Here is a 23,084-nt window from a genome sequence, read left to right as displayed (position 1 = left end):
CGGCTTTGTAGGGTTGGGGCCATGGTGGTGCGGTTGAGTGAGCGATGGCCGGAGGTGAGTCCGGATCGGCTGCTGTCGGAGTGCGTTCCGCCGCCGCGGTTCGCGGACGTCCGGTTCAACACGTACCGCCCGGACCCGGACGAACCGTCACAAGCCGAGGCGCTGGCCGGACTGCAGGAGCGCGCGAACCACTTGGCCGCCCCCAGGCGAACCCCGTCGTTCTGGTCCCGCCTCCGTCCATCCTCCCCGGTCCCGGACAAACCGGGCGTCTATCTCGACGGCGGGTTCGGAGTCGGCAAGACCCACCTCCTCGCCTCGCTATGGCACGAGGCTGCCGGCCCGAAGATGTACTGCACCTTCGTCGAACTGACGAACCTGGTAGGCGCGCTGGGCCTCCGTACGGCAGTCGAGAAGCTCTCGTCCTACCGCCTGCTCTGCATAGACGAGTTCGAACTCGACGACCCCGGCGACACCATGCTGATCTCCCGCCTGCTGGCCCAACTGGCAGACGCCGGCGTCGAGTTCGCGGCCACCTCGAACACCCTGCCGGACAAGCTCGGCGAAGGGCGGTTCCAGGCAGTCGACTTCCTGAGGGAGATCCAGGCGCTCGCCGCCCGGTTCGACGTACGCCGGGTGGACGGGCCGGACTACCGGCACCGCGGCCTGCCGTCCGCGCCGGACCCGTGGCCGGACGAGAAGGTCCAGCAGGAGGCAGCCGTACGCCCGAACGCCTCGTGCGACCATTTCGTCGACCTGCACCGGCATCTGGCCGAGCTGCACCCGAGCAAGTACGGCGCCCTCCTGGACGGGGTCGAGACGGTCGCGATCACCGACGTACGGCCGTTGACCGACGAGAACGTCGCGCTCCGCACAGTGGTGCTCGCCGACCGCATGTACGACCGCAATCTCCCGCTCCTCGCCGGCGGCGTACCACTCGACCAGCTGTTCTCGAAGGACATGCTCAAGGGCGGCTACCGCAAGAAGTACCTCCGTGCGCTGTCGCGGTTGATCGCGCTGGCCCGCGCCGCAGCTTGTGAAACACACGCCAGCACAAACGCGCCGGACCCGACGGTGGATGAGGCAGGATGAGTGAATGGCGAAGCAGAAGAAGGGCCAGGACGCTGCCGACGGGGGACTGCGCGAGCTGTTGCGGGTACCGACCGGCGAGGTGGACCTGACGAAGTACGACACGCGGTCGACGGCCGGGTTCTCCGGTACGAAGGACGACGGCAAGGTCGCGCTGGAGGCGCTCGGCGCCGAGGTGTCGGACTGGCAGGAGCGGTTGTTCGCCGAGGGACGTACCGGTGGAGAGCGGCGGATCCTGCTGGTGCTGCAAGGGATGGACACGTCCGGCAAGGGCGGGGTGATCCGGCACGGTGCGGGGCTGATGGATCCGCAGGGCCTGAAGATCACCTCGTTCAAGGCGCCGACGCCGGCCGAGAAGCGCCGCGGGTTCCTGTGGCGGATCCGGCAGGCCGTACCGGGCGCCGGGATGATCGGCATCTTCGACCGGTCGCACTACGAGGACGTACTGATCGCCCGCGTCCGTGAACTGGTCACGCCGAACGTGTGGACCCGGCGCTACGACCAGATCAACGAGTTCGAGGCGGAGCTGACCGCGAGCGGCGTGACGACCGTCAAGTGCTACCTGCACATCTCGCCCGAGGAGCAGCGGGCCCGCCTCGAGGCGCGTCTCGACGACCCGACCAAGCACTGGAAGTACAACCCGGGCGACGTCGACGAACGCCGGCTGTGGCCGGACTACATGGACGCGTACCACGCGGCGATCGAGCGCTGTAACACGCCGGACGCGCCGTGGTACGTGATCCCGAGCGACCGCAAGTGGTACCGCAACTGGGCCGTCACCACGATCCTGCTGGAGACGCTGAAGGAGCTGGACCCGCAGTGGCCGGCCGCGGACTTCGACGTGGCGAAGGAGAAGAAGCGCCTCGCGGCGACCTGACCGTTTCGCGGTCAGGCATCTGGGTCGAGTCCGTGGCGGCGCAGGATCTCGCGCAGCTTCGCGACCTGCTCGTGCAGGCGTTCGTTCTCGTCCAGGACGGCGTTGAGCTCGGCGATCAGGTGATGTCGCCGGCCGTACGTCGGCCACGTTGTGCCGGCGTCGTCGGCGAACGCGCTCGTGATGACGGACTCCAGGCGGTGGTACCTGCTGGTCTGCTGCTCGAGCTGGCGGCGTACCTGGTCGGTGCTCTCGGCCAGCTTGGTGATGATTTGGGCGCCGACTCCGTCGCTGTCGTGCAGTACACCGAGCAGTAGGTGCTCCGCCCCGACCTGCTCGGCGCCGCGCGCCCGTGCCTCGCCCCACGCGAACTCGAACGTGCTCTTCGCCCGCGGCGTGAACGGGATCGAGCCCGCGGTCGCACCGCTCTTCCCACGGCCGATGATCTCCACGACCAGATCCCGCACCGCCGGGGCGGTGATCCCCAGGTCGGCCAGCACCCGCGCCGCAACACCCGATCCTTCAACGATCACGCCGAGGAGGAGATGCTCGGTGCCGATGTACACGTGGTCGAGGCCGCGGGCCTCCTCCTGCGCCAGCACGATGACCCGCCGGGCTTCCTCGCTGAACTGTTCGTACATCGGATCTCCGCTCCACAAATCCTGAACGACGTCCTCGAGCAGCAGCTCGATCTTCAGGTGCTCCTGCAGGTCTTCCGCCGTCACCGGGTGATGCTCGAGCCGGCTCCGGACGAACGTCGCCGCCTCCGCGTCGCCAGCGGCACCAGCCGCGATCCGGTCGAGCAGCTCGTCGACGTCACGCACCGGTTCAAGTTGCAGCTCGGCACGGTTCAGCGAGACGAACTGCAGCACGACCGCGACCGCCACCACCCGGTTCGCGCCGTCGAACGGCCGCTCCCGCACCAGCCCCGCGAGTAACGCCCCGGCCGACTCGGCGAGCCCGCTGGTACGGCGTACGGCGGCCAGCACGCGGTCGATCGCGTCCAGGTCCGACCGGCGGACGACGTCGTCCGACGCACACCGCAGCACGCGCGCGGCGACGGCGAGGACGTCGTACCGGCCGAGGTATCGCATCAGTCGTCTCCACGCAGCCGGCGAAGTGATTCCTCGTGGCGGCTCAGGTTCTCCTCGAGCAGCTGACTGAACTGCGCGTCCTGCCGCCGCTGATCCACCAGCGCCGCGATCGCCTCCCGCGCAACGTCCGACACCGATCGCCCCTCCACGGAAGCCACTGTCTGCAGCCGATCGGCCAACTCCGGATCGAGCCGCAACAGGATGTTCTTGGTCACGTCCTTCGCCATAGATATCAAGATATCACGCTAGCCATGGAGGTACTGGCAGTACCCGGAACGCCAGAGTCTCCCGCCGGCAGTGCCCTGGATCTACGGTCGGGCTATGCACACACGAACGCTCGGTCAGGGTCTGCAGGTGTCGGCGATCGGTCTCGGCTGCATGGGAATGTCGCAGAGCTACGGCCCCAACCCCGGCGACCGCGACGACATGATCGGTGTCATCCGGTACGCCGTCGAGCAGGGCGTCACGTTCTTCGACACGGCCGAGGTCTACGGGCCGTACGCGAACGAGGAACTCGTCGGCGAGGCCCTGGCGCCGCTGCGGGACCAGGTGGTGATCGCGACGAAGTTCGGGTGGAACATCCAGGACGGCAAGATGCTCGGGACGAACTCGCGGCCGGAGCAGATCCGGCGGGTGGCGGACGAGTCGCTGGGCCGGCTCGGCATCGACGTGATCGACTTGTTCTACCAGCACCGGGTCGATCCCGAGGTACCGATCGAGGACGTCGCCGGGACGGTGGCCGAACTCGTACAGGCCGGGAAGGTGCGTCACTTCGGCCTGTCCGAAGCCGGCGCCGCGACCATCCGCCGGGCGCACGCCGTCCACCCGGTCACGGCCGTGCAGAGCGAGTACTCCCTCTGGACCCGCGATCCCGAGCCGGAGGTGCTGCCCACCTGCGCCGAGCTCGGCATCGGCTTCGTCCCGTTCAGCCCACTGGGCAAGGGATTCCTGACCGGCACGGTGGACACGTCGACCGAGTTCAGCGCCGGCGACATCCGGACGAGGGTCCCGCGCTTCGAGGCGGACAACCTCGCCGCCAACGAGGCGCTGGTGCGTTACGTACGGTCCCTCGCGGAGCCCAGGGGATGCACCCCGGGTCAGGTGGCCCTCGCCTGGCTGCTCGCCCAGCAGTCGTGGATCGTCCCGATCCCCGGCACCCGTCGCCGCGGCCGGATCGACGAGAACACCGCCGCGACGCAGGTCGCGCTGTCGGCCGACGAGATCGCCGATCTCGACGCCCTCGCGGCCCGGGTCGGCGTACAGGGCGACCGCTACAACCCGGACGGGATGGCGATGGTCGGCCGCTGAGAAACCAGGCCCCGGCATAGGGTGACTGCATGGCGGAGGTCGTGGTGGTCGGGCTGGGGGCGTTCGGGTCGGCGGCGTTGTGGCGATTGGCTGCTCGCGGGGTCGATGTCGTCGGGATCGAGCGGCAGGCGGTCGGGCATCCGTTCGGGTCCTCGCACGGGACCACGCGGTTGTTCCGGGTGGCGTGTATGGAGCATCCGGGGCTGACTGCGATCGCCCGGACGTCCCTGGCGTTGTGGACGGATCTGGGGGAGCGGACCGGGGAAACGTACGTCCGGCAGACCGGTTCGCTGAATGTTGGCGCTCCCAACAGTCGGCCGGTACAGGGTGCGCGGCAGGCGGCTGCCGAGGCGGGTGCGCCGACGATCGAGTTGACGTACGACGAGCTGCACGAGCGGTTCCCGCAGTACGCACTGACTGACGGCGACGTCGCGGTGTGGGATCCCGGGGCGGGGATCTGTTACGCCGAGCCGACCGTGCGCGCGCACGTCGCCGAGGCCGTGCGGCTCGGGGCGACCGTCTATCCGCACACGATGGTCACGGGGATCGACGTACGGCCCGACGGCGTGGTCGTGCGGACGCCGACCGCGACGATCACCGCGGAGCAGGTCGTGATCGCGACCGGCGCGTGGCTGGGCAAGCTCGTGCCGGACGTGTCGTTGTCACCGCGGCGTACGCCGCTGTTCTGGTTCCAGCCGAAGGATCCGGCGTCGGAGGCGTTCCGGCTGCGGAACTTCCCGTCGTTCATCTGGGAGTTCGCGGACGGCCGCGGCCTGTGGGGTCACGGTTCCGACGAGGACTTCCTGGTCAAGGTCGGTCTCGACGGCGCGGAACGCGACCAGGACGTCGATCCGGACGAGCTCGACCGCTACATCCATCCGCGCAAGGACATCGCCGAGCTGTCGGCCGCGATCGCGGACCACTTCCCGGACCTCGACCCCGAGCCCGTGAAGCTGATGCCCTGCATGGTGACCGACTCGCTCGACGGCCAGTTCCTGGCCGGGCGGTACGGCGACCGCGTGGTGATCGCCGGTGGCGACAGCGGACACGGGTTCAAGCACTGCGCCGGAATCGGCGAACTACTGGCCCAGGCAACGACGAAGGAGACGCCCTACACGGACGTCTCCTTCCTCGACCCGAACAGGTTCTAAGCGGTACGGACCAGCTCGGGGCGGGCGATGACCGGGCGTGGGGCCGGCTCGAGGGTGAGCAGGTCCAGGCCGGCTACGCCGTAGCGGAGGAGGACCAGGCGGGCGACCTCGGCGCTGACGCCCAGGGGTGCGGATACTGCGACGGCACCCGCGCGGCGCGAGGTCGTCTCGGCGCGGTCGGGCAGTACGCCGGGCGCCAGGAACAGCGAGCCGACCGCCACGTGGCGGCGACCCTCGAGCCGCCACTGCAGGACCGCCTCGGCGGGCGACGGCGACGCGGCGCACACGAACGCGGCGGTCACCGGGAGCTTGTGGCGCTGACCCCACAGGCGGGCGAGACGGGTGACGCTCGCGTTGGCGTGCGAGTCGCTCGAGCCGGCGCACGCCAGCACCAGCGCGTCCAGCTCACGGACGCGGCCGTCCTTCAGCTCGGCGCGCATCCGGCGGTCGAGGACGTCGAGCAGCGTGTCGTCGTACCCGAGCACGTCCGAGGCGGTGATCCGCAGACCGGGGAAGCGGCTGCGCGCCTCGTCGACGACGGCCGGTACGTCGATCCGCGCGTGGTACGCGGCCGACAGCAGCAGCGGCAGGACGACGACCTCCTCGACACCTTCGGCGGCGAGCTTCCCGAGCACCTGGTACGGCGTCGGCGGGCAGTGGTCGAGGAAGGAGGCTTCGATCCGCAGGTCGTCGCGCATCCCGCGCAGGCACTTGACGAGAGCGTGCACGGTGGCGGCCGACCGCGGGTCGCGGCTGCCGTGGGCGAGGATCACGAGCGCTGGAGCAGTCACAGCAGTTCCCCTTCTTCGTCGTCGATCATGCCGGCTGCCAGCGTCCACCCGTCGTGGGCGTCGATCAGCAGGAACGATCCGGTGATGGTGTTGCGGGAGTACGGGTCGGCAGCCAGCGGTGCGGCGATCTTGAGTTGCACCTTGCCGATGTCGTTCAGGGCGAGCTCGGCGGCGTCGATGACTCCGAGCGTGTCGAGGTCCAGCGCGCCGGTGATCTTGGTGACGATCGCCTGTGCGGTGGTGGTGGTGTGCTTGATCAGCACCCGGGCCCCGACGGTCAGTGGCCGGTCGGACAACCAGCTCACGGTGGCGGCCAGCTCCCGGCGGGTACCGGGGGAGGCGTCGGCGGCGACGATCACCGAGCCGCGGGCGACGTCGATGTCGTCGGTGAGCCGGATCGTGACCGCTTCACCGGCGACCGCGGACGGCCGCTCGACCACTGCGGTGCTCGTGGCCGTGACGACGGGCCGGTCGATGCCGGCGATCGACGTACGGCGGCCGGCGGGCAGCACGATCACCGGGTCGCCGACCGAAACGGTGCCGGAGGCAACGGTACCGGTGTAGCCGCGGTAATCGCGGTACTCGTCGTCGCTCTGCGGGCGGATCACGTACTGCACCGGGAACCGCAGCGGCTGCTGGGAGTTGTCGATCCGGCCGCTGGCGTTCTCCAGGTACTCCAGCAGCGTCGGCCCGTCGTACCAGGCGGTCTCGGTGGACTTGTCGACCACGTTGTCGCCAACGAGTGCGGAGACCGGGATCGCCTGGATGTCGGCGATGCCGAGCTGGTCGGCGACGTCGTTGACCTCCTTGGCGATCTTGGTGAACACCGCCTCGTCGTAGCCGACCAGGTCGATCTTGTTCACCGCGAGGACGACGTGCGGCACCCGGAGCAGCCCGGCCACCGCGAGGTGCCGGCGGGTCTGCTCGAGTACGCCGTGCCGGGCGTCGACGAGGATGATCACCACGTCCGCGGTCGAGGCGCCGGTGACGGTGTTCCGGGTGTACTGCACGTGCCCGGGGCAGTCGGCCAGGATGAAGGACCGCTTGTCGGTGGCGAAGTACCGGTAGGCGACGTCGATCGTGATGCCCTGCTCCCGCTCGGCCCGCAGGCCGTCGGTCAGGAGGGCGAAGTCGAAGTCGCCACCGCGGGCCTCGGAGACCGTCTTCACATGCGCGATCTGGTCGGCGAGGATCGCCTTGCAGTCGTGCAGCAGCCGCCCGACCAGCGTCGACTTGCCGTCGTCCACCGATCCGGCGGTTGCCAGCCGCAACAGGGTGCTCATCAGAAGTACCCCTCTCGTTTACGGTCTTCCATCGCGGCCTCGCTGGCCCGGTCGTCGGCGCGGGTGGCGCCGCGTTCGGTGATCTCGCTGGCCGCGACCTCGACGACCACGTCCGCGGCGGTCGTCGCGGTGGACGCGACGGCGCCGGTGCAGGACATGTCGCCGACGGTGCGGTACCGCACTAGGCGCTGGGTCACGGTTTCGCCGTCGCGCGGCTGCGAGTAGGGGCCGACGGCAAGCAACATGCCGTCACGTTCGAACACGTCCCGCTCGTGCGCGTAGTAGATCGACGGCAGCGGGATCTGCTCGCGCTCGATGTAGTGCCAGATGTCCAGCTCGGTCCAGTTGGACAGCGGGAACACCCGGACGTGCTCACCCGGCCGGTGCTTGCCGTTGTACAGCGACCACAGTTCCGGCCGCTGGTTGCGCGGGTCCCACTGCCCGAACTCGTCGCGCAGGCTGAAGATCCGCTCCTTCGCCCGGGCCCGCTCCTCGTCGCGCCGGCCGCCGCCGAACACCGCGTCGAAGCGGTGCTTGTTGATTGCGTCGAGCAACGGAATCGTCTGCAGCTGGTTCCGGGTCCCGTCGGTACGCTCACGCAGCCGGCCGTCGGCGATGTAGTCCTCGACGCCGGCCACCTCGAGCCGCAGACCGAGCTCCTTCACCACCGCGTCCCGATACGCCAGTACCTCGGGGAAGTTGTGGCCGGTGTCGACGTGCAGCAACGTGAACGGTACGCCCGCCGGGGCGAACGCCTTCCGGGCCAGGTGCAGCATCACGATCGAGTCCTTGCCACCGGAGAACAGGATCACCGGCCGCTCGAACTCCGCCGCCACCTCACGGAACACGAAGATCGATTCACTCTCGAGAGCGTCCAACTCGGTAACAGTTGTGCTCATGTGTGCAACCCGCATTCCACCTTGCCGGTACCCGCCCAGCGGCCGCTGCGCGGGTCCTCGCCCGGCGCGACGCGTTGCGTGCACGGCTCACAGCCGATCGACGGGTAGCCGTCGTACTGCAGGAGGTTGACGAGTACGCCGTTGTCCTGGATGTAGCTGTCCAGGTCGTCCTGCGTCCACGGCGCGATCGGGTTCAGCTTCACCATGTCGCGCTTCTCGTCGTACTCGACGACCGGCGTGTTCGCGCGGGTCGGCGCCTCCTCGCGGCGGATGCCGGTCACCCACGCCTTGTAGCCGGACAGGTACCGGTTGAGCGGCTCGACCTTGCGCAGTGCGCAGCACTTGTTCGGGTCGCGGTCGTGCAGCTTCTCGCCGTACTCCGCGTCCTGCTCGGCCACGGTCTGCTTCGGGGTGGCGTTGATCAGGTTGATCGGCAGCGTCGCGGCCACCGCGTCCCGGGTCCCGATGGTCTCCGCGAAGTGGTAGCCGGTGTCGAGGAACAGTACGTCGACACCCGGCGCGGCCTGTGCCGCGAGGTGGGGGAGTGCGCCGTCGGCCATCGAGGCGGTCACGACGAGCTCGTCACCGAACGTCTCCCTCGCCCACGCGAGCACCTCGACCGCCGACGCGTCGGCGAGCCGTTCGTTCGCCTCCTCGGCGAGCGTCTTCAGGTCTGTACTCATTCCACATTCACCCGCAACCCGATCATCTTCAGCTGGAACACCCGTGCACACGGCCGGCACTCCCACGCGCCATGGCCTTCTTCGGAGGGCCTGAGGTCCTCGTCTCCGCAGTACGGGCAGTACAGAGGCGCAGCGCGTTCACTCATGTCAGTGCCTCCTCGTCCGCTCGGGTGACCCACTGGGCGAAGCGCTCGCCCTCGTTGCGTTCCTTCAGGTAGTTCTGGGTGACGCGCTCGACGTAGTCGGTGAGGCCGTCCGCGGTGACCTTGTGACCACGGAGCTTCCGGCCGAAGCCGGCGTCCAGGCCGAGACCGCCGCCGAGGTGCACCTGGTAGCCGGGGACCTGGTTGCCGTCGGCATCCATCACCAGCTGGCCCTTGAGCCCGATGTCCGCGACCTGGATCCGGGCGCAGGAGTTCGGGCAGCCGTTCACGTTCACGGTGATCGGTACATCGAGTTCGGGGATCCGCTCCTCGAGCTCGTTGATCAGCTGTGCCGCTTTCGCCTTGGTCTCGACGATCGCCAGCTTGCAGAACTCGATCCCGGTGCAGGCCATCGTGTTCCGCCGCCAGGCCGACGGGTTCGCCTGGAAGCCGAGCTTGTCCAGCTCCGCGACCAGCGAGTCGACCTGCGACTCCTCGACGTCCAGCACCAGCAGCTTCTGCTGGGCGGTGGTCCGGATCCGGTTCGACCCGTGCGCCGCGACCACGTCCGCGACCTGCGCGAGCGTCGTACCGGAGACCCGGCCGACGACCGGGGCGACGCCGACGAAGTACTTGCCGTCGTTCTGCTTGTGCACGCCGACGTGGTCACCCTGGACCGCGGGCACCTCCGGCGCCGGGCCGTCGATCAGCTTCCGCTTGAGGTACTTGGTTTCGAGAACTTCGCGGAACTTTTCGGTGCCCCAGTCCGCGAGCAGGAACTTCAGCCGCGCCCGGGTCCGCAGCCGGCGGTACCCGTAGTCGCGGAAGATGCTGGTCACGCCCCACCACGCCTCGGCCACCTCGTCGCGCGGGATCCAGGCGCCGAGCCGCTGCGCGAGCATCGGGTTCGTCGACAGGCCGCCGCCGACCCACAGGTCGAAGCCCGGGCCGTACTCCGGGTGCACCACGCCGACGAACGCGATGTCGTTCACCTCCGGCACCACGTCGTGCGACGGGTGACCGGTGAGCGCGGTCTTGAACTTCCGGGGCAGGTTCGAGAACTCGTTCGAGCCGATGTACTTCTCGACGATCTCGTCGATCGCCGGCGTCGGGTCGATGATCTCGTCCGCGGCGATCCCGGCGACCGGGCTGGCGATCACCACGCGCGGTACGTCGCCGCACGCCTCGGTCGTGTACAGGCCGACGGCCTCGAGCCGCTGCCAGATCGCCGGTACGTCCTCGATCGCGATCCAGTGCAGCTGGATGTTCTGCCGGTCGGTGATGTCAGCGGTGTTGCGGGCGTACTTCGTCGAGACCTCGGCGATCACCGCGAGCTGCTCGGTGGTCAGCTGGCCGCCCTCGACCCGGACCCGCATCATGAAGTAGCGGTCGTCCAGCTCCTCCGGCTCGAGCGTCGCGGTCTTGCCGCCGTCGATCCCGGGCTTGCGCTGCGTGTACAGCCCCCACCACCGGAACCGGCCGCGCAGGTCCGCCGGGTCGATCGAGTCGAAACCGCGGTGCGCGTAGACGTTCTCGATCCGGGCCCGGACGTTCAGGCCGTCGTCGTTCTTCTTGTTCTCTTCGTTCTTGTTCAGCGGCTCGCGGTATCCGAGTGCCCACTGGCCTTCGCCCTTGCCCTTGCGGGGGCGCGCGGGTTTGCGGGCAGCAGGAGTGGTGACGCCGGCAGTCATCGGGGGGCGTGTCCTTGTCCTCGTGACAGGTGCTCACCAGCGGCGGGGAGATCGAAGCGTCGTCGGTTCGATGCGTTCCGCGCGGTGCGCACCCAGCGGTGATCGGGGATGATCAGGGGGCCGTCGTTGGCCCGGGCAGGGTGGCTGTCAGAACATCGAAGGACAACAGATAGCGCTGCGCATCCGCCCGAGGTCGACATGAATGCGACCTACGAGGTGGGTGGACAGGGCAGCGAGCATGTTCCCAAGCGTCAGCTCCAGCGCCTGACAAATCAACTCCCGTTCCTACATCCTGAGACGGAATCTCACGATGTGGCTATGTCTATCAGTCTGGTGGGGATTGATTCTGTTATCAGAGCCGTTCCGCAAGATATCTTGTGCAAGAGTTCTTGTGGAAGCTACGGTTCGCCGTATGACGCCTCCGAACCGGCGCACCGTGACGCCGTCCGTGCTCGCCGCGATGCACCATCCACTGCGCCGCCGGCTGCTCGATCTGCTGAACATCGACGGCCCGGCGACCGCGTCCCGGCTGGCCGGGGCCACCGGAGAACTTGTCGGCAACATCAGCCATCACCTGAAGGTTCTCGCGTCCGCGGGCGTGATCGTCGAAGCGCCTGAGCTCGCGAAGACCCGGCGCGAGCGGTGGTGGAAGCTCGGCGACACCTCGCAGTACTCGTGGTCGATCGCGGACGCGCAGGGCGACCCGGCGGGGGAGTTGGTGGCGGCGTCGGCCGAGGACGCGAACCTGGCCCATCACGTCGGCAAGGTGCGCCAGTGGTTCGACATGAGGTACGAGTTCGGCGAACCCTGGGTGCGGGCGGCGTACGCGACCGAGAGATGGCTCACATTGACGCCGTCGCAGCTGGTCGAGTTGAGCGAACGGGTCGAGGACCTGGTCCGTGAGTACGCCGAGAACCCCGCCGAGGGGGAGGACGCGCACCGCGTGTTCTTCTTCGCGCACGCCGTACCGGCGCGTCCATGACGTCCCCGGTCTTCCCGCCGCTCCGGAGGGACCGGCGGGTACAAGGGTGGATCTTGTCGGCCGCGATCTCGTGGGCCGGCGACACGGCCTGGTACGTCGGGCTCGCCTGGAGCGCTGCGCAGGTCACGACCCCGGCCGGCGCCGGACTGGTGATGGGCATCGGCGCGCTCCCGAAGGCGCTCATCCTGCTGTACGGCGGTGCGCTCGCGGACCGGCTCGACGGGCGGCGGACGATGATCCTGGCCAACCTGGCGCGGATCGTCGTACTCGCCGCCGCCGCGACGGCCGTGACGATCTGGGGGTTGTCGCTGGCGTTGCTGCTCGCGGTGGCGCTCGTTTTCGGGGCGGTCGACGCGCTGTACACGCCGGCGTCCGGGACGCTGCCGCGGCGGATGGTCCGGTCCGAGGATCTCGTGACGCTGTCGGCAGGTACGCAGCTGGCGACGCGGCTCGCGGCGTTCGCCGGGGCGCCGTTGGGTGGTCTGCTGGTCGCGCACGGCGGCCTCGTCATGGTGATGATCGTCGATGCGGCGTCGTTCGTCGTGATCGCGGTGGCGCTCGCGTTCGTGGTGAAGCCGCGGTTGCCGCAGCCGGTGTCCTCGGGTGGATCTGTGGTTGCTGATTTGCGGGCCGGGTTCGCGTACTTGAAGCGGGACGTACGGGCGCGGACGCTGGTGATCGCGTTCTCCGGGCTCAACCTGTGCGTCGGGCCGATCCTCGCGGTGGGGTTGGTGCAGCGGACGCACGCCGCGGGCTGGGGTTCGGCCTGGTTCGGGTGGTTCCAGGCCGCGTCCGGGATCGCGGCGGCCGCCGGGGCGGTGGTGGCGATGCGGTGGAAGCCTTCCGACCTGGCGCGGTCCGGGTTGCTCGCGCTGGTGGTTCAGGCGGCCGGGTGCGCGATGATCGGGCTGGCCCCGAAGCTCGCGGTGTTCGTGGCGATGGCGATGATCGGGAGTACGGCGGGGATCGCGTCGGCGCAGTTGTCGGCGGCGTTCCAGCAGTCGGTCGATCCGTCGTACCTCGGGCGCAGCTACAGCCTCGTGAACCTGTCCGACGAGGCCCTGATGCCGCTCGCGATGACCGGATTCGGCGCCCTGATCAGCCTGTCGAGCATCCCGGCCGCCTGCGTACTGGTCGCCGTACTGTTCGCGGCCCTGGTGCTGTGGGCCGCGGTCCGCGTCCGGCCACCCGTACACTCAGCGAGTGTCCGGCTGGGAGAGCGTCAGTGAGTTCACCCTGGGGAACGTCGAACGCCCCGCGACCCGAACCCGCAACCGCATCGAGTGGGGTCCGAACGCGATCCGGGTGGCGTCCGGCCCGAAGGACGACCGGGTGCTCACGCCGTACGCGTACGTCGGCTCCGACCGCTCGCTCTACCTCGACGCGGACCTGACCCACCTGCTCTGCCGGGTCGCGGAGTCGTCCGAGCACACCTGGTCGGTCCTTGATGCCGGCGGCACCGAGCTCGGCACGATCACCCGCATCCCGTCCACCCGGCCGCTCCTGCGCCCGAACTGGCGCATCACCCAACCCGGTCGTCCCGAGCTCTTGGGCCGCACCGAATGGCTGAGCGGCCCACCCGCCCGCCTGGCCGCCAAGGCAGCGAGCCGCCTGCTCGTCGGAGTCCTCGACGGCCTGACCGGCGTCGGCGACGAAGGCGGCGACCAGCCCACGAAGACCCGCACCCTCGAGTGGCGCACGGCCGACCAGGTCGCCATGTACTCCGAGGGCACCACCTTGATCACGGTGCGAGCTGACTGGCTCGACCGCCGCCTCGCCTTCGCGTACGCCCTGGTGGCCGAGTGATCCACCGCCAGCCCTCGTCACTTGCCGGGCCAGGTGACGCGGTCCGCCGGCTGACCACCGCGGGTGTGCCGTCTTTGAGAATCCACCAACCACCATGGGCGGCGATTCATGGTTGGTGGGTTCTCAAAGTCGGCAGTGGCGGGTGGCGTATCGGTCGACGCTTGGGGTGTGTGCGGCTGACGTGGGTGTGGATCGGGTGGTTCGGGAGCGGTTGGCGGTGTGTGGCGTGGACGTGGTCGACGTACCGCTGGAGCTCGAACCGACCGACGAAGCGTGGCCCGTGCTGTCGGCGCTCGACAACGGACGGGGTATGACGACGGCTGCGGTGCGGCGGGCTGTCGAGGTGCGGAACCGGAACAACACCGCGCTGGCCGACCTCTTCGCGGAGGTCGACGTACTCGTCACGCCGACCACGCTGACTGTTGCCCATGGCTACGATCAGCACGAGGAGAGCATCGTCACCGGGGATCCGTGCTGGGTGTTCAACGTGACTGGGCATCCGGCGGTGAGTGTGCCGGTCGGGTTGTTGGGTGGGTTGCCGGTGGGGGCTCAGGTGGTTGCGCCGTATGGGATGGATGCGGCGGCGCTGGCTGTTGCTCGGCGGGTTTGCGTGGAGTTGCCGCCAGCAACTGTCCGTTGACTGCTGGTGGTAGTGCCTTCGCGAGGGTGTTGGCGACGTCGATGGCGGAGGCGCGGTCAGGCTGGGGGTGGTCTCGCCGCGGGCGGTCGGGGAGCGGAGCTCCTTGGGTTTGGCGAAGGCGGCGACGGCGGCGATGACCTCTGGGGTGAAGGCGTCCCGGCGTTTCCTCGTCGGGTTCGCCGCGGGAGGGGCCGGCGGGCGGAACATCTCCCGCAGTTCGATCCGGAAGAACTTGACCAGCTCTTTCGCGCGAAGAACCCGGCTTCGCCGCAGTACCTGACGCTCGAGCGCGAGCGTCGCCCTGTCGCGCCAGCTGACGTCGAACATGATCCGGCCGAGCCGGAACCGCGGGTTCGTCTCGCCGCCGGGATAACCGCGGGCGTCGCCATGGGTGTAGAACTCGCTGTAGAACGCGCCGTCGTCCTCGTACTTGATGACGTTCCACGCCCGGAACCTGTCCGTCGGCAGCTCGCCCCGCACCCACGCCTCGTCCATCAGCGCGTGTGACTCCGCGTTCAGCGGCCGGTGCCCGACATAGTGGTACTGCGGACGCTCACCACGCCGGCGCCGCTCGTACTCGGAGATGATCTGCGGCCACTCGTCCGCCGAGATCGCCCGCGCCAGCCGGGACGCGAACGACGTACGCGCCCGCAGTTCGGCCCGCGACGTCACCGGGTGATCCGTCCGCCCGGTCATCGTCTCGAGCTTGTCCATCACGAACGTCCCGCCGTGCGGGCCGACGCGGTTCCATTGCGTCACCTTCAACGACGGCCGGTCGCGCCCGCCGGTGACAGCGTTGAGCGCGCGCAGTACGGCGATCCCGGCCCGGTACAGCGGCACCCGGCGGCGCATGATCCGGGTCTCCCAGGCGATCCGGTAGTCGCTGTCGAGCCAGGCCGTACCGACGAGCTGCCCGGCCTCGCGACGGTTCATCGAGGATGTTCCGCTCGCCACTCCTTGATCATCTGTTCCATGTCGGCGTGGATGAACGCGAAGAAGTCGGCGGCCTCGGTCAGGCGCCGGCAGACGGGGGAGTCTTCGCCGAACAGTGCGGCGCCGGAGCGGCTGGTCGCCTCCCACTCGCCGAGGGCGAGGTTCCGGCGTTCGAGGATCGCGGCGAACACGTCCTCGCGGATCCGATAGTGGTCCTTGCGGGACCCGGGCAGGCGCTCGCGGGAGATGAACGACACCTGCAGCAGCTGCCGGACGGCGCCGGACACCGCGGGCTGGCTGATCTTCAGCATCTCGGCCAGCTCGGCCGCGGTCATCGTCCCGTTCGGGCTGACCAGCATCGCGCCCATCACGCGCGCCGACATGGTCGGTACGCCGCTGTTCGCCAGGACGCCCGCGAACCGCTCCACGAACTGGCTGACGGCCTCCCGGCTGGGTTCCTCCACCACAGTTGAAGCTTACAGTAATTTGATCTATCGCAACTATCACAAGATTCTGATAATTTGAATCTCATGACCACGACCACCCCGCAGTCGACACTGACCGGCGCCCGCCGGTTCGGTGTGCTCATCGCGCTGTGTCTCGCCGTACTCGTCCTCGGTCTGGACACCACCGTGCTGAACGTCGCGCTGCCGACGCTCGCCAAGGACCTCGACGCGTCCACCAGCCAGCTGCAGTGGATGGCGAACAGCTACAACCTGGTGCTCGCCGCGCTGCTGCTGCCGGCCGGTCTGCTCGGCGACCGGTACGGGCGGCGCAAGATCATCGCGATCGCGCTGACGCTGTTCGGGCTCGCGTCGCTCGCCTGCGCGCTGTCCGGGTCGGCCGGTCAGCTGATCGCCGCCCGGGCGTTCCTCGGCATCGGCGCGGCGATGATCGTGCCGGTGGCGCTGTCGCTGATCACCGTACTGTTCCGCACCGAGGAGGAGCGGAAGAAGGCGATCGGCTTCTTCGTCATTGCCAACAGCATCGGTATGCCACTCGGCCCGATCGTCGGCGGTCTGCTGCTCGACCACGCCGGCTGGCAGTGGATCTTCGTGATCAACATCCCGATCGCGTTCCTCGCGGCGATCGCGGTCACGCTGCTGGTGCCGGAGAGCCGGAGCGCGAACCGGCCGGCGATCGACTGGCTCGGCATCCTGTTGTCCAGCGCCGGCCTCGCGGCCCTGGTGTACGGCGTGACGAAAGCCGGCGAGTCCTCGTGGACGGACGGCGTCACGATCGTGTTCCTCGCGCTGGCCGTCGCACTGATCGCGGGCTTCCTGCTGTGGCAGCGCCGGAACACTGAGCCGCTGATCGAGCTGCGGCTGTTCCGCGAGCGGGTCTTCAGCGGTGGCGCCGTACTGCTGACGGTGTCGGTGTTCGCGATCTTCGGTCTGTTGTTCACGATGCCGCAGTACTTCCAGGGCATCAACGGATCGGACGCCCTGCACACCGGCCTGAAGCTGCTGCCGTTCATCGGTGGCATGACCGTCGGTGCCAAGCTCGCCGAACCGGTCGACTCTCGCGTGGGCACGCGCCTGGTCGTCATGGCCGGGTTCGCGGTGATGGCTGTCGGGTTCGTGCTCGGGGCGTCCACGGATCTCGGTACGGGCTACGGCTACACCGCGATCTGGTTCGTGGTGGTCGGTTTCGGGCTCGGCTGTTCGATGCCCCAGGCAATGAACGCCGCCCTCGGCGTCCTCGACCCGGAGCGCGCCGGTACCGGCTCCGCCCTCCTGCAGGCGTTCCGCCAGGTAGGCGGCACGGTCGGCGTCGCCGTCCTCGGCACCGTCCTCAACTCGGTCTACCGGCACCACGTCCAGGTCGGCGGCTTGCCCGCGCAGTTGGCCGACGCGGCCGAGCGGAGTCTCGCGGGCGGCCTCGCGGTCGCCGCCAGGACCGGCTCGCCGGCGCTTGCGCGCAGCGTACGAGCTGCCTTCCTCACCAGCCTCAACACCACGATGTGGGTCTCCGCGGCGATCGCCGTCGCCGGAGCTGTCCTGGCCGCCGTGCTCATGCCGAAGCACGGCACGAAGGCGTCGGAGCCAGACGTCGGCTGAGCTCGAGGCCCGGGTCACGTCGGCGTCGATTCGATCCAGGTGAAAAGGTCTTCCGAGCTCTGTGCAGGCGGCTGTTAACCGGTTAATGTACGTCAGCGCCCGGTGAACGGCCGGTCACGGAGGGGAGCCGCGGATGGACTGGACGAACGGTGATTTCGGAGTCGGGACCCTCGCCGCGCGGGCTGCGATTCCGGTCCCGCAGCCGGCCGGTCCCTTGGTCGTCTCGCCTGAGTTCGCTTCGGCGTACCACCAGGATCTGGACGACCTCGCGCCGGTCCGGTACGGCCGGTGGGGGCATCGGTCGGCGGATCAGCTCGAGGATGCGCTGGGGGCTCTCGATCGTGGCCGGTCGGTCGTCTTCAACAGCGGGATGGCAGCGGTCTCCGCCGTACTGCTCGGATTGCTGCGGCCCGCTGATCGGCTGGTGCTGTTCGAGGGCGGGACCTACTACGAGACCCGGCAGATCGCCGATCAGCTCGCCGGCCGGGGCGTCGAGACCGTTGTGCTCGACACCATGGCCGACTTGCCGGCCGCCGTCATCGGGGCCCGGCTCGTCGTGGTCGAGTCACCGAGCAATCCGCTGCTGGAGCTCTACGACCTGCGCGAGATCACCGACCTCGCGCACGCGGCCGGTGCCTTGGTGGCCGTGGACAACTCGGTTGCCTCGCCACTGGGTCAGTGTCCGCTGGACCTGGGCGCGGATCTGGTGATGTGCAGCGATGCCAAGGTCGTCGGCGGTCACCACGATCTGGTGCTCGGCCATGTCAGCAGCCGCGACCCCGCGTTGCTGACGGCGTTGCGGGACTGGCGTTATCTGCACGGCGGTATTCCGGCCGCCTTCACCTGCTGGCTGGCGCTGCGGTCGATCGGGACATTGGAGTTGCGAGTGCAACGGCAGAATGCGAACGCGGCGGCTCTGGTGAAGCTGCTCGCGACGCGCGCCGAGGTGACCGGACTGCGTTGGCCGGGTTCGCCGTCCGATCCGCAGTACCAGCTCGCGTCCCGGCAGATGACGCTCGGCGGTGGTCTGCTGGCCTTCCGCCTGCCCGATCGCGCGTACCTGCATCGTTTCCTCCGCGCGAGCCGCTTGATCAGTCCGGCCACCAGCTACGGCGGTCTGCAGTCGACCGCCAATGACATCGGTGCGTGGCCGCATCTCGCAGTACCCGCCGGTCTCGTACGGATCTCGTGTGGCTGTGAGGCGACGGCCGATCTGGTCGGCGACGTCCGGGACGCACTCGACAAGGCCGCGGTGTCATGACGCATCTGCTGCTCGTCGGCGCCTGGCCGGAGTTGGCCGCCCGGCTTGTCGGCCTGCCCGGTCGCGTCACGCTGCTCCAGCTCGACGGGATGCCCGGTGGCTACGACCTCGCGCCCTATCAGCGATGGGCCGCCGGGCTGCGGGTGGCGCGCTGGGATCGGCCCGCGGAGATCCTCGAAACCGCCGCCGCTCTGCACCGGAGTGATCTGCTCGACGTGGTGGCCGGGTACGGCGAATTCGCGCTGCCCGCGGTGGCCGCGATCTCGGCGCAGCTCGGGATCCGGTCCGTCCCGGGGCCGGCGGACCGGCGGCCGGGAAAGAGCGCTGAGCGGGATCTGCTCGCGGACGGAGGGTGCCGGCCGGTTCGGCACCGGCTGTGTTCCGATCCGGCCGAGGTGCGCGCCTTCGCCGCGACGGGCCCGATCGTTCTCAAGCCCGACCTCGGCAACGGGAGTCTGGGGGTCTTCGCGGTCGACAGCGCCGAGCAGGCCGAGGAGGGCTGGCATTGGGTCCGCTCGGCCGGTCTGGGTGCGGTACTCGCGGAAGAGCGCTTGTCCGGCCCGGAGTTCAGCGTCGAGACCCGATCGGTCTCGGGCCGGCACGAGGCCCTGATGGTGACCGAGAAGTTCACCTCCGGGCCGCCGCATTTCGTCGAGGTCGGTCATCTCATGCCCGCCCGGGTGGACGTCGGCGATCTCCGGACCGAGGCGCTCCTAGCCTTGACGGCGCTGGGACACCTGGACGGGCCGGCACATGTGGAACTCATGCTGACCGACGACGGACCCAAGGTTGTCGAGGTCAACCGTCGGCTCGGTGGCGACCGCATCTGGGAACTGCTGCAGCTGAGCACCGGCGTCGACGTGTTGCGTCAGGTGCTGCTCGATGCCCTCGATCCGAGAACGGATCCGGTTGGCCGTGCGGCCCAGGCGGCCGCAGCCATCCGGTTCGTCCATGGCGACCACGAGCTGTTCGCCGACGGGCTGCCTGCCCAGCCGCCGGATCCGATCGATGCGCCGGACGGACTGATCCGATGGCGCTGGGAGCCGACCGCGTACCACCGCCGGCTCGGTTATGTCCTGACGTACGGCCCTGACCCGACCGAGGCCGTCGGTATCGCCGAGCAGGTGTGCAAGGCGTTGCCCAGTCATCCGCCGGCCGGAACAGTCACCAACTGACGTCGGACAGCGCCCGCGCCCAGGCGGGCGCCGTCCGTGCGTTCAGTTGAGCTCGAGGCCTGGGTACAGCGGGTGCTTGTCGAGGATTTCGGCGGAGGCGGCGCGGGTCTTGTCGGCGACGCCGTCGGCGAGGACGTACTTCGCCTTCGACGGGGCGCCGGCGGACGTGGTGGTCGGGGTGGTCGCGGACAGGACGTCCACGATCAGCTCGGCCACCCGGTCGAACTCGTCGGCGCCGAACCCGCGCGTGGTCAGGGCCGGCGTACCGATCCGGACGCCGGAGGTGTACCAGGCGCCGTTCGGGTCGCGGGGTACGGCGTTGCGGTTCGTGACGATGCCCGCGTCGAGCAGGGCGGACTCGGCCTGGCGGCCGGTGATGCCGTACGACGAGACGTCGAGCAGGACGAGGTGGTTCTCCGTACCGTCCGTCACGAGCTTCACGCCGCGCTTCATCAGGCCCTCGGCCAGCGTGACCGCGTTGTCGGCGACGGCCTGCGCGTAGTCCTTGAAGGCGGGCTGCCGCGCCTCGGCCAGGGCGACCGCTTTTGCGGCCATCGTCTGGCTGAGCGGACCGCCGAGCACCATCGGGCAGCCGCGGTCGACGGACTCCGCGTACTCCGGCTGGCAGAGCACCATGCCGCCGCGCGGGCCGCGCAGCGACTTGTGCGTGGTGGTCGTGGTGACGTGCGCGTGCGGGACCGGGTCGAAGTCGCCGGTGAAGACCTTGCCCGCGACCAGGCCGGCGAAGTGCGCCATGTCGACCATCAGGGTGGCGCCGACCTCGTCGGCGATCTCGCGCATCTTGGCGAAGTTCACCTTGCGCGGGTACGCCGAGTAGCCGGCGATCAGGATCAGCGGCTTGAACTCGCGCGCCGTGCGGGCCACCTCGTCGTAGTCGAGCAGCCCGGTCTCCGGGTTCGTGCCGTACGAGTGCTGGTTGAACATCTTGCCGGAGATGTTCGGGCGGAAGCCGTGGGTCAGGTGACCGCCGGCGTCCAGCGACATACCGAGCATCTTCTGGTCGCCGAGCGCCTTGCGGAGCTTGGTCCAGTCCTCGTCGGTCAGGTCGTTGACGTGCTTCGCGCCGGCCTCGGCGAGCGCCGGGGACTCGATCCGCTGCGCCAGGATCGCCCAGAACGCGACCAGGTTCGCGTCGATGCCGGAATGCGGCTGGACGTAGGCGTGCCGGGCGTCGAACAGCGCGGTCGCGTGGTCGGCGGCGGTCTGCTCGACGGTGTCGACGTTCTGGCAGCCGGCGTAGAAGCGGTGCCCGACGGTGCCCTCGGCGTACTTGTCCGACAGCCAGTTGCCCATCGTGAGCAAGGTGGCGGGGGAGGCGTAGTTCTCGCTGGCGATCAGCTTCAGCGAGGACCGCTGGTCGGCCAGCTCGGCCCTGATCGCGCCGGCGATGGTCGGCTCGACCGCGGCGATCACCTGCAGCGCGTTGTTGTACGCGGCCGACGCGGCGGCGGCGTCGAAGGATTGAGTCATCGTTGTCTCTCCTGCGGTTGCAGTGGGTCGAAGGCACCCAGGCGCACGGTGCCGACGGGTTTCGCTCCCCGGTGGTTATCCACCTTCAGCGCGCCAGTCGCGACGTGGCTCACCCTATCGCGCGATCGACGATCTGCTCGAACGGTGTCGTCCTCGGCAACGTCCCGAACACCCCACCCCAGTCCTTCGCCAATCGCGACGCCACGAACGCGTCCGCGACCTCGGGTGTCGAGTACCTGAGCAGCAACGAACCCTGCAGGCACAGGGCCATCAGCGCAGCCAGCCTTCGCACACCGGCTTCGGCATTCTCGGCGTCAGCAAGCGCTTGCAGTACGTCGTTCACGGCTGCATCGAGCCGCTGGTCGGCACCCTGAACGGCGGCCATCTCCGTCAGCCAGGCGTCGAGCGACTCGGGCCGTTGCAGCGCCCGGAGTACGTCGAGCGCGTTCACGTTCCCGGACCCTTCCCAGACCGAGTTCAACGGCGACTCCCGGTAGAGCAGCGGCAGCCCCGACTCCTCGACGTACCCGTTCCCGCCAAGACACTCCAGCGCCTCGGCCACCATGAACGGCGTCCGCTTACAAACCCAAAACTTCGCCAACGGCAACCCAATCCGCCGGAAGGCAGCCTCGCTCTGGTCACCGGCAACCGTGGCGTCCACTGCGGCTGCCAACCGCATCCCCAGGGCCGTCGCCGCCTCGCTCTCGAGCGCCAAGTCCGCCAGCACGTTCTGCATCGCAGGCTTGTCGGCCAGTAGGCCGCCGAAGGCTGAGCGGTGGCGGGTGTGCCAGATGGCCTCGACCAGGGCGCGGCGTTGGAGGGCGGACGACCCGAGGACGCAGTCGAGGCGGGTAGCGGCCACCATCTCGATGATCGTCCGGACCCCGGCGCCTTCCTCTCCGAGCCGGTAGCCGATCGTCCCGTGGAACTCGACCTCGGACGAAGCGTTCGACCGGTTCCCGAGCTTGTCCTTCAGCCGCTGCAGCGCGAACGGGTTCCGGTTGCCGTCGGCAAGAACTCGCGGTACGACGAAGCAGCTCAGCCCGTCCGGCGCCTGCGCCAGTACGAGGAACACGTCCACCTGCGGCGCCGAGCAGAACCACTTGTGCCCGTGCAGCTGGTACTCGTCCCCGACCGGCGTCGCCGTCGTGACGTTCGCCCGTACGTCGGAACCGCCCTGCTTCTCGGTCATCCCCATCCCGGCCAGTACGCCGTTCTTCGCCGCGGCCGGCAGCCGGCGTACGTCGTACTCCGTCGACGCGAGCTGCGGGATCCACTCCTTCGCCAGCGCCTCGTCGGCCCGCAGCGCCGGTACGGCGGCGTACGTCATGGAGATCGGGCAACCATGCCCCGGCTCGACCTGCGACCACAGGTAGAACCCGGCCGCGCGAGTGAGGTGCGGCACGGGCGCCTCGCTGGTCCACGGCGCAGCCTGGAGCCCGAACCCGACGGCCTGCTGCATCAGCCAGTGCCACGACGGGTGGAAGTCGACCTCGTCGACGCGGTTCCCGTACCGGTCGTGGGTACGCAGCACCGGCGGGTTCTGGTTCGCCGGAAGGGCGTGCGCAAGCGCCTCCTCGGACCCGGCCAGCTCACCGATCCGGCGCAGGCCGGGATCCTCCGCGAGGTCGGCGTACGGACGCAGAGCGTCACCGAGCGCCGCGTCCCGGGTGAAGAAGTTCACGCCCCGCAGTGGGGGAGCCTGATTCGTTACCGCGAATGGGTCCGCCATG

22 protein-coding genes and 1 riboswitch are annotated in these 23,084 nt (G+C 69.2%); of the genes, 12 read left to right on the top strand and 10 right to left on the bottom strand.

The features are described from left to right. The first annotated feature begins 27 nt into the window (after nt 1-27). Nucleotides 28-1,089: a cell division protein ZapE gene (gene zapE, locus ACZ5BU_RS11535; RefSeq protein ID WP_465699244.1), complete on the top strand. Its 1,062-nt coding sequence runs from the start codon at nt 28-30 to the stop codon at nt 1,087-1,089. Nucleotides 1,090-1,093: 4 nt separating this feature from the next. After that, the gene (locus ACZ5BU_RS11530) at nt 1,094-1,963 is read left to right on the top strand and encodes a polyphosphate kinase 2 family protein (RefSeq protein ID WP_465697834.1); all 870 of its coding nucleotides are present in this window, start codon (nt 1,094-1,096) and stop codon (nt 1,961-1,963) included. A gap of 11 nt (nt 1,964-1,974) precedes the next feature. Here ACZ5BU_RS11530 and ACZ5BU_RS11525 read toward each other — a convergent pair whose 3' ends face one another. Next, nucleotides 1,975-3,054, bottom strand: a complete 1,080-nt coding sequence (locus ACZ5BU_RS11525; RefSeq protein WP_465697832.1) for a Clp protease N-terminal domain-containing protein — start codon at nt 3,052-3,054, stop codon at nt 1,975-1,977. Next, entirely contained in the window at nt 3,054-3,281 is a 228-nt protein-coding gene (locus ACZ5BU_RS11520) for a ribbon-helix-helix protein, CopG family (RefSeq protein WP_465697830.1), read from the bottom strand. Before ACZ5BU_RS11520 ends, ACZ5BU_RS11525 begins: the two co-directional genes overlap by 1 nt. A 94-nt stretch (nt 3,282-3,375) precedes the next feature. Here ACZ5BU_RS11520 and ACZ5BU_RS11515 point away from each other — a divergent pair, with 94 nt between their 5' ends. Beyond that, nucleotides 3,376-4,362: an aldo/keto reductase gene (locus ACZ5BU_RS11515; RefSeq protein ID WP_465697828.1), complete on the top strand. Its 987-nt coding sequence runs from the start codon at nt 3,376-3,378 to the stop codon at nt 4,360-4,362. A gap of 29 nt (nt 4,363-4,391) precedes the next feature. Then, nucleotides 4,392-5,513, top strand: a complete 1,122-nt coding sequence (gene solA, locus ACZ5BU_RS11510) for an N-methyl-L-tryptophan oxidase (RefSeq protein ID WP_465697826.1) — start codon at nt 4,392-4,394, stop codon at nt 5,511-5,513. Here the strand turns inward: solA and ACZ5BU_RS11505 are convergent. From ACZ5BU_RS11505 to ACZ5BU_RS11485, 5 genes are all read right to left on the bottom strand, one after another. Next, the gene (locus ACZ5BU_RS11505; protein WP_465697824.1) at nt 5,510-6,304 is read right to left on the bottom strand and encodes a sirohydrochlorin chelatase; all 795 of its coding nucleotides are present in this window, start codon (nt 6,302-6,304) and stop codon (nt 5,510-5,512) included. The two genes, solA and ACZ5BU_RS11505, sit on opposite strands and share 4 nt — an antisense overlap. Then, a complete protein-coding gene (locus tag ACZ5BU_RS11500) occupies nt 6,301-7,587 on the bottom strand; it encodes a sulfate adenylyltransferase subunit 1 (protein ID WP_465697822.1) in 1,287 nt (428 codons plus the stop codon). Before ACZ5BU_RS11500 ends, ACZ5BU_RS11505 begins: the two co-directional genes overlap by 4 nt. Beyond that, nucleotides 7,587-8,486 carry a sulfate adenylyltransferase subunit CysD gene (gene cysD, locus ACZ5BU_RS11495; protein ID WP_465697820.1) on the bottom strand — a complete coding sequence of 300 codons (900 nt, stop codon included), beginning with the start codon at nt 8,484-8,486 and terminating at the stop codon, nt 7,587-7,589. Before cysD ends, ACZ5BU_RS11500 begins: the two co-directional genes overlap by 1 nt. After that, entirely contained in the window at nt 8,483-9,169 is a 687-nt protein-coding gene (locus ACZ5BU_RS11490; protein WP_465697818.1) for a phosphoadenylyl-sulfate reductase, read from the bottom strand. The genes cysD and ACZ5BU_RS11490 overlap by 4 nt, the downstream gene beginning before the upstream one ends. Nucleotides 9,170-9,311: 142 nt before the next feature. Next, nucleotides 9,312-11,003, bottom strand: a complete 1,692-nt coding sequence (locus ACZ5BU_RS11485; RefSeq protein WP_465697816.1) for a nitrite/sulfite reductase — start codon at nt 11,001-11,003, stop codon at nt 9,312-9,314. A 412-nt stretch (nt 11,004-11,415) separates the two neighbouring features. On the opposite strand from ACZ5BU_RS11485, the gene ACZ5BU_RS11480 reads away from it, so the two are divergent. The 5 genes from ACZ5BU_RS11480 to ACZ5BU_RS11460 all read left to right on the top strand — a co-directional run bounded on the left by ACZ5BU_RS11480 (nt 11,416) and on the right by ACZ5BU_RS11460 (nt 15,311). After that, nucleotides 11,416-11,985 (top strand): winged helix-turn-helix domain-containing protein, encoded by a 570-nt coding sequence (locus ACZ5BU_RS11480; protein WP_465697814.1) that lies wholly within the window; start codon nt 11,416-11,418, stop codon nt 11,983-11,985. Further along, a complete protein-coding gene (locus ACZ5BU_RS11475; RefSeq protein ID WP_465697812.1) occupies nt 11,982-13,214 on the top strand; it encodes an MFS transporter in 1,233 nt (410 codons plus the stop codon). The genes ACZ5BU_RS11480 and ACZ5BU_RS11475 overlap by 4 nt, the downstream gene beginning before the upstream one ends. Next, entirely contained in the window at nt 13,189-13,791 is a 603-nt protein-coding gene (locus ACZ5BU_RS11470; protein ID WP_465697810.1) for a hypothetical protein, read from the top strand. The genes ACZ5BU_RS11475 and ACZ5BU_RS11470 overlap by 26 nt, the downstream gene beginning before the upstream one ends. Before the next feature lie 94 nt (nt 13,792-13,885). Then, a complete protein-coding gene (locus ACZ5BU_RS11465) occupies nt 13,886-14,431 on the top strand; it encodes an amidase family protein (protein ID WP_465697808.1) in 546 nt (181 codons plus the stop codon). A 706-nt stretch (nt 14,432-15,137) separates the two neighbouring features. Then, complete coding sequence (locus ACZ5BU_RS11460; protein ID WP_465697806.1) at nt 15,138-15,311, top strand: hypothetical protein; 174 nt, start codon at nt 15,138-15,140, stop codon at nt 15,309-15,311. 49 nt (nt 15,312-15,360) lie between these two features. Here ACZ5BU_RS11460 and ACZ5BU_RS11455 read toward each other — a convergent pair whose 3' ends face one another. Further along, on the bottom strand, nt 15,361-15,831 hold the full coding sequence (locus tag ACZ5BU_RS11455; RefSeq protein WP_465697804.1) for a GbsR/MarR family transcriptional regulator: 471 nt from the start codon (nt 15,829-15,831) through the stop codon (nt 15,361-15,363). A 63-nt stretch (nt 15,832-15,894) separates the two neighbouring features. Between ACZ5BU_RS11455 and ACZ5BU_RS11450 the strand changes: the two genes are divergently transcribed. The 3 genes from ACZ5BU_RS11450 to ACZ5BU_RS11440 all read left to right on the top strand — a co-directional run bounded on the left by ACZ5BU_RS11450 (nt 15,895) and on the right by ACZ5BU_RS11440 (nt 19,860). Then, the gene (locus ACZ5BU_RS11450; protein ID WP_465697802.1) at nt 15,895-17,424 is read left to right on the top strand and encodes a DHA2 family efflux MFS transporter permease subunit; all 1,530 of its coding nucleotides are present in this window, start codon (nt 15,895-15,897) and stop codon (nt 17,422-17,424) included. A gap of 133 nt (nt 17,425-17,557) precedes the next feature. Then, nucleotides 17,558-18,685 carry an aminotransferase class I/II-fold pyridoxal phosphate-dependent enzyme gene (locus tag ACZ5BU_RS11445; protein ID WP_465697800.1) on the top strand — a complete coding sequence of 376 codons (1,128 nt, stop codon included), beginning with the start codon at nt 17,558-17,560 and terminating at the stop codon, nt 18,683-18,685. After that, nucleotides 18,682-19,860 (top strand): ATP-grasp domain-containing protein, encoded by a 1,179-nt coding sequence (locus ACZ5BU_RS11440; RefSeq protein ID WP_465697798.1) that lies wholly within the window; start codon nt 18,682-18,684, stop codon nt 19,858-19,860. The genes ACZ5BU_RS11445 and ACZ5BU_RS11440 overlap by 4 nt, the downstream gene beginning before the upstream one ends. Before the next feature lie 42 nt (nt 19,861-19,902). On the opposite strand, the gene ACZ5BU_RS11435 is transcribed toward ACZ5BU_RS11440, so the two are convergent. Next, nucleotides 19,903-21,351, bottom strand: a complete 1,449-nt coding sequence (locus ACZ5BU_RS11435; RefSeq protein WP_465697796.1) for a glycine hydroxymethyltransferase — start codon at nt 21,349-21,351, stop codon at nt 19,903-19,905. A 28-nt stretch (nt 21,352-21,379) separates the two neighbouring features. Continuing rightward, nucleotides 21,380-21,458: riboswitch (ZMP/ZTP riboswitch) on the bottom strand. Between the two features lie 2 nt (nt 21,459-21,460). Continuing rightward, entirely contained in the window at nt 21,461-23,083 is a 1,623-nt protein-coding gene (locus tag ACZ5BU_RS11430) for an acyl-CoA dehydrogenase family protein (protein ID WP_465697794.1), read from the bottom strand. Nucleotide 23,084: the final 1 nt, after the last annotated feature.

This window comes from Kribbella sp. NPDC031520 (assembly GCF_055580825.1).
This window is presented reverse-complemented; position numbering and strand designations above follow the sequence as displayed.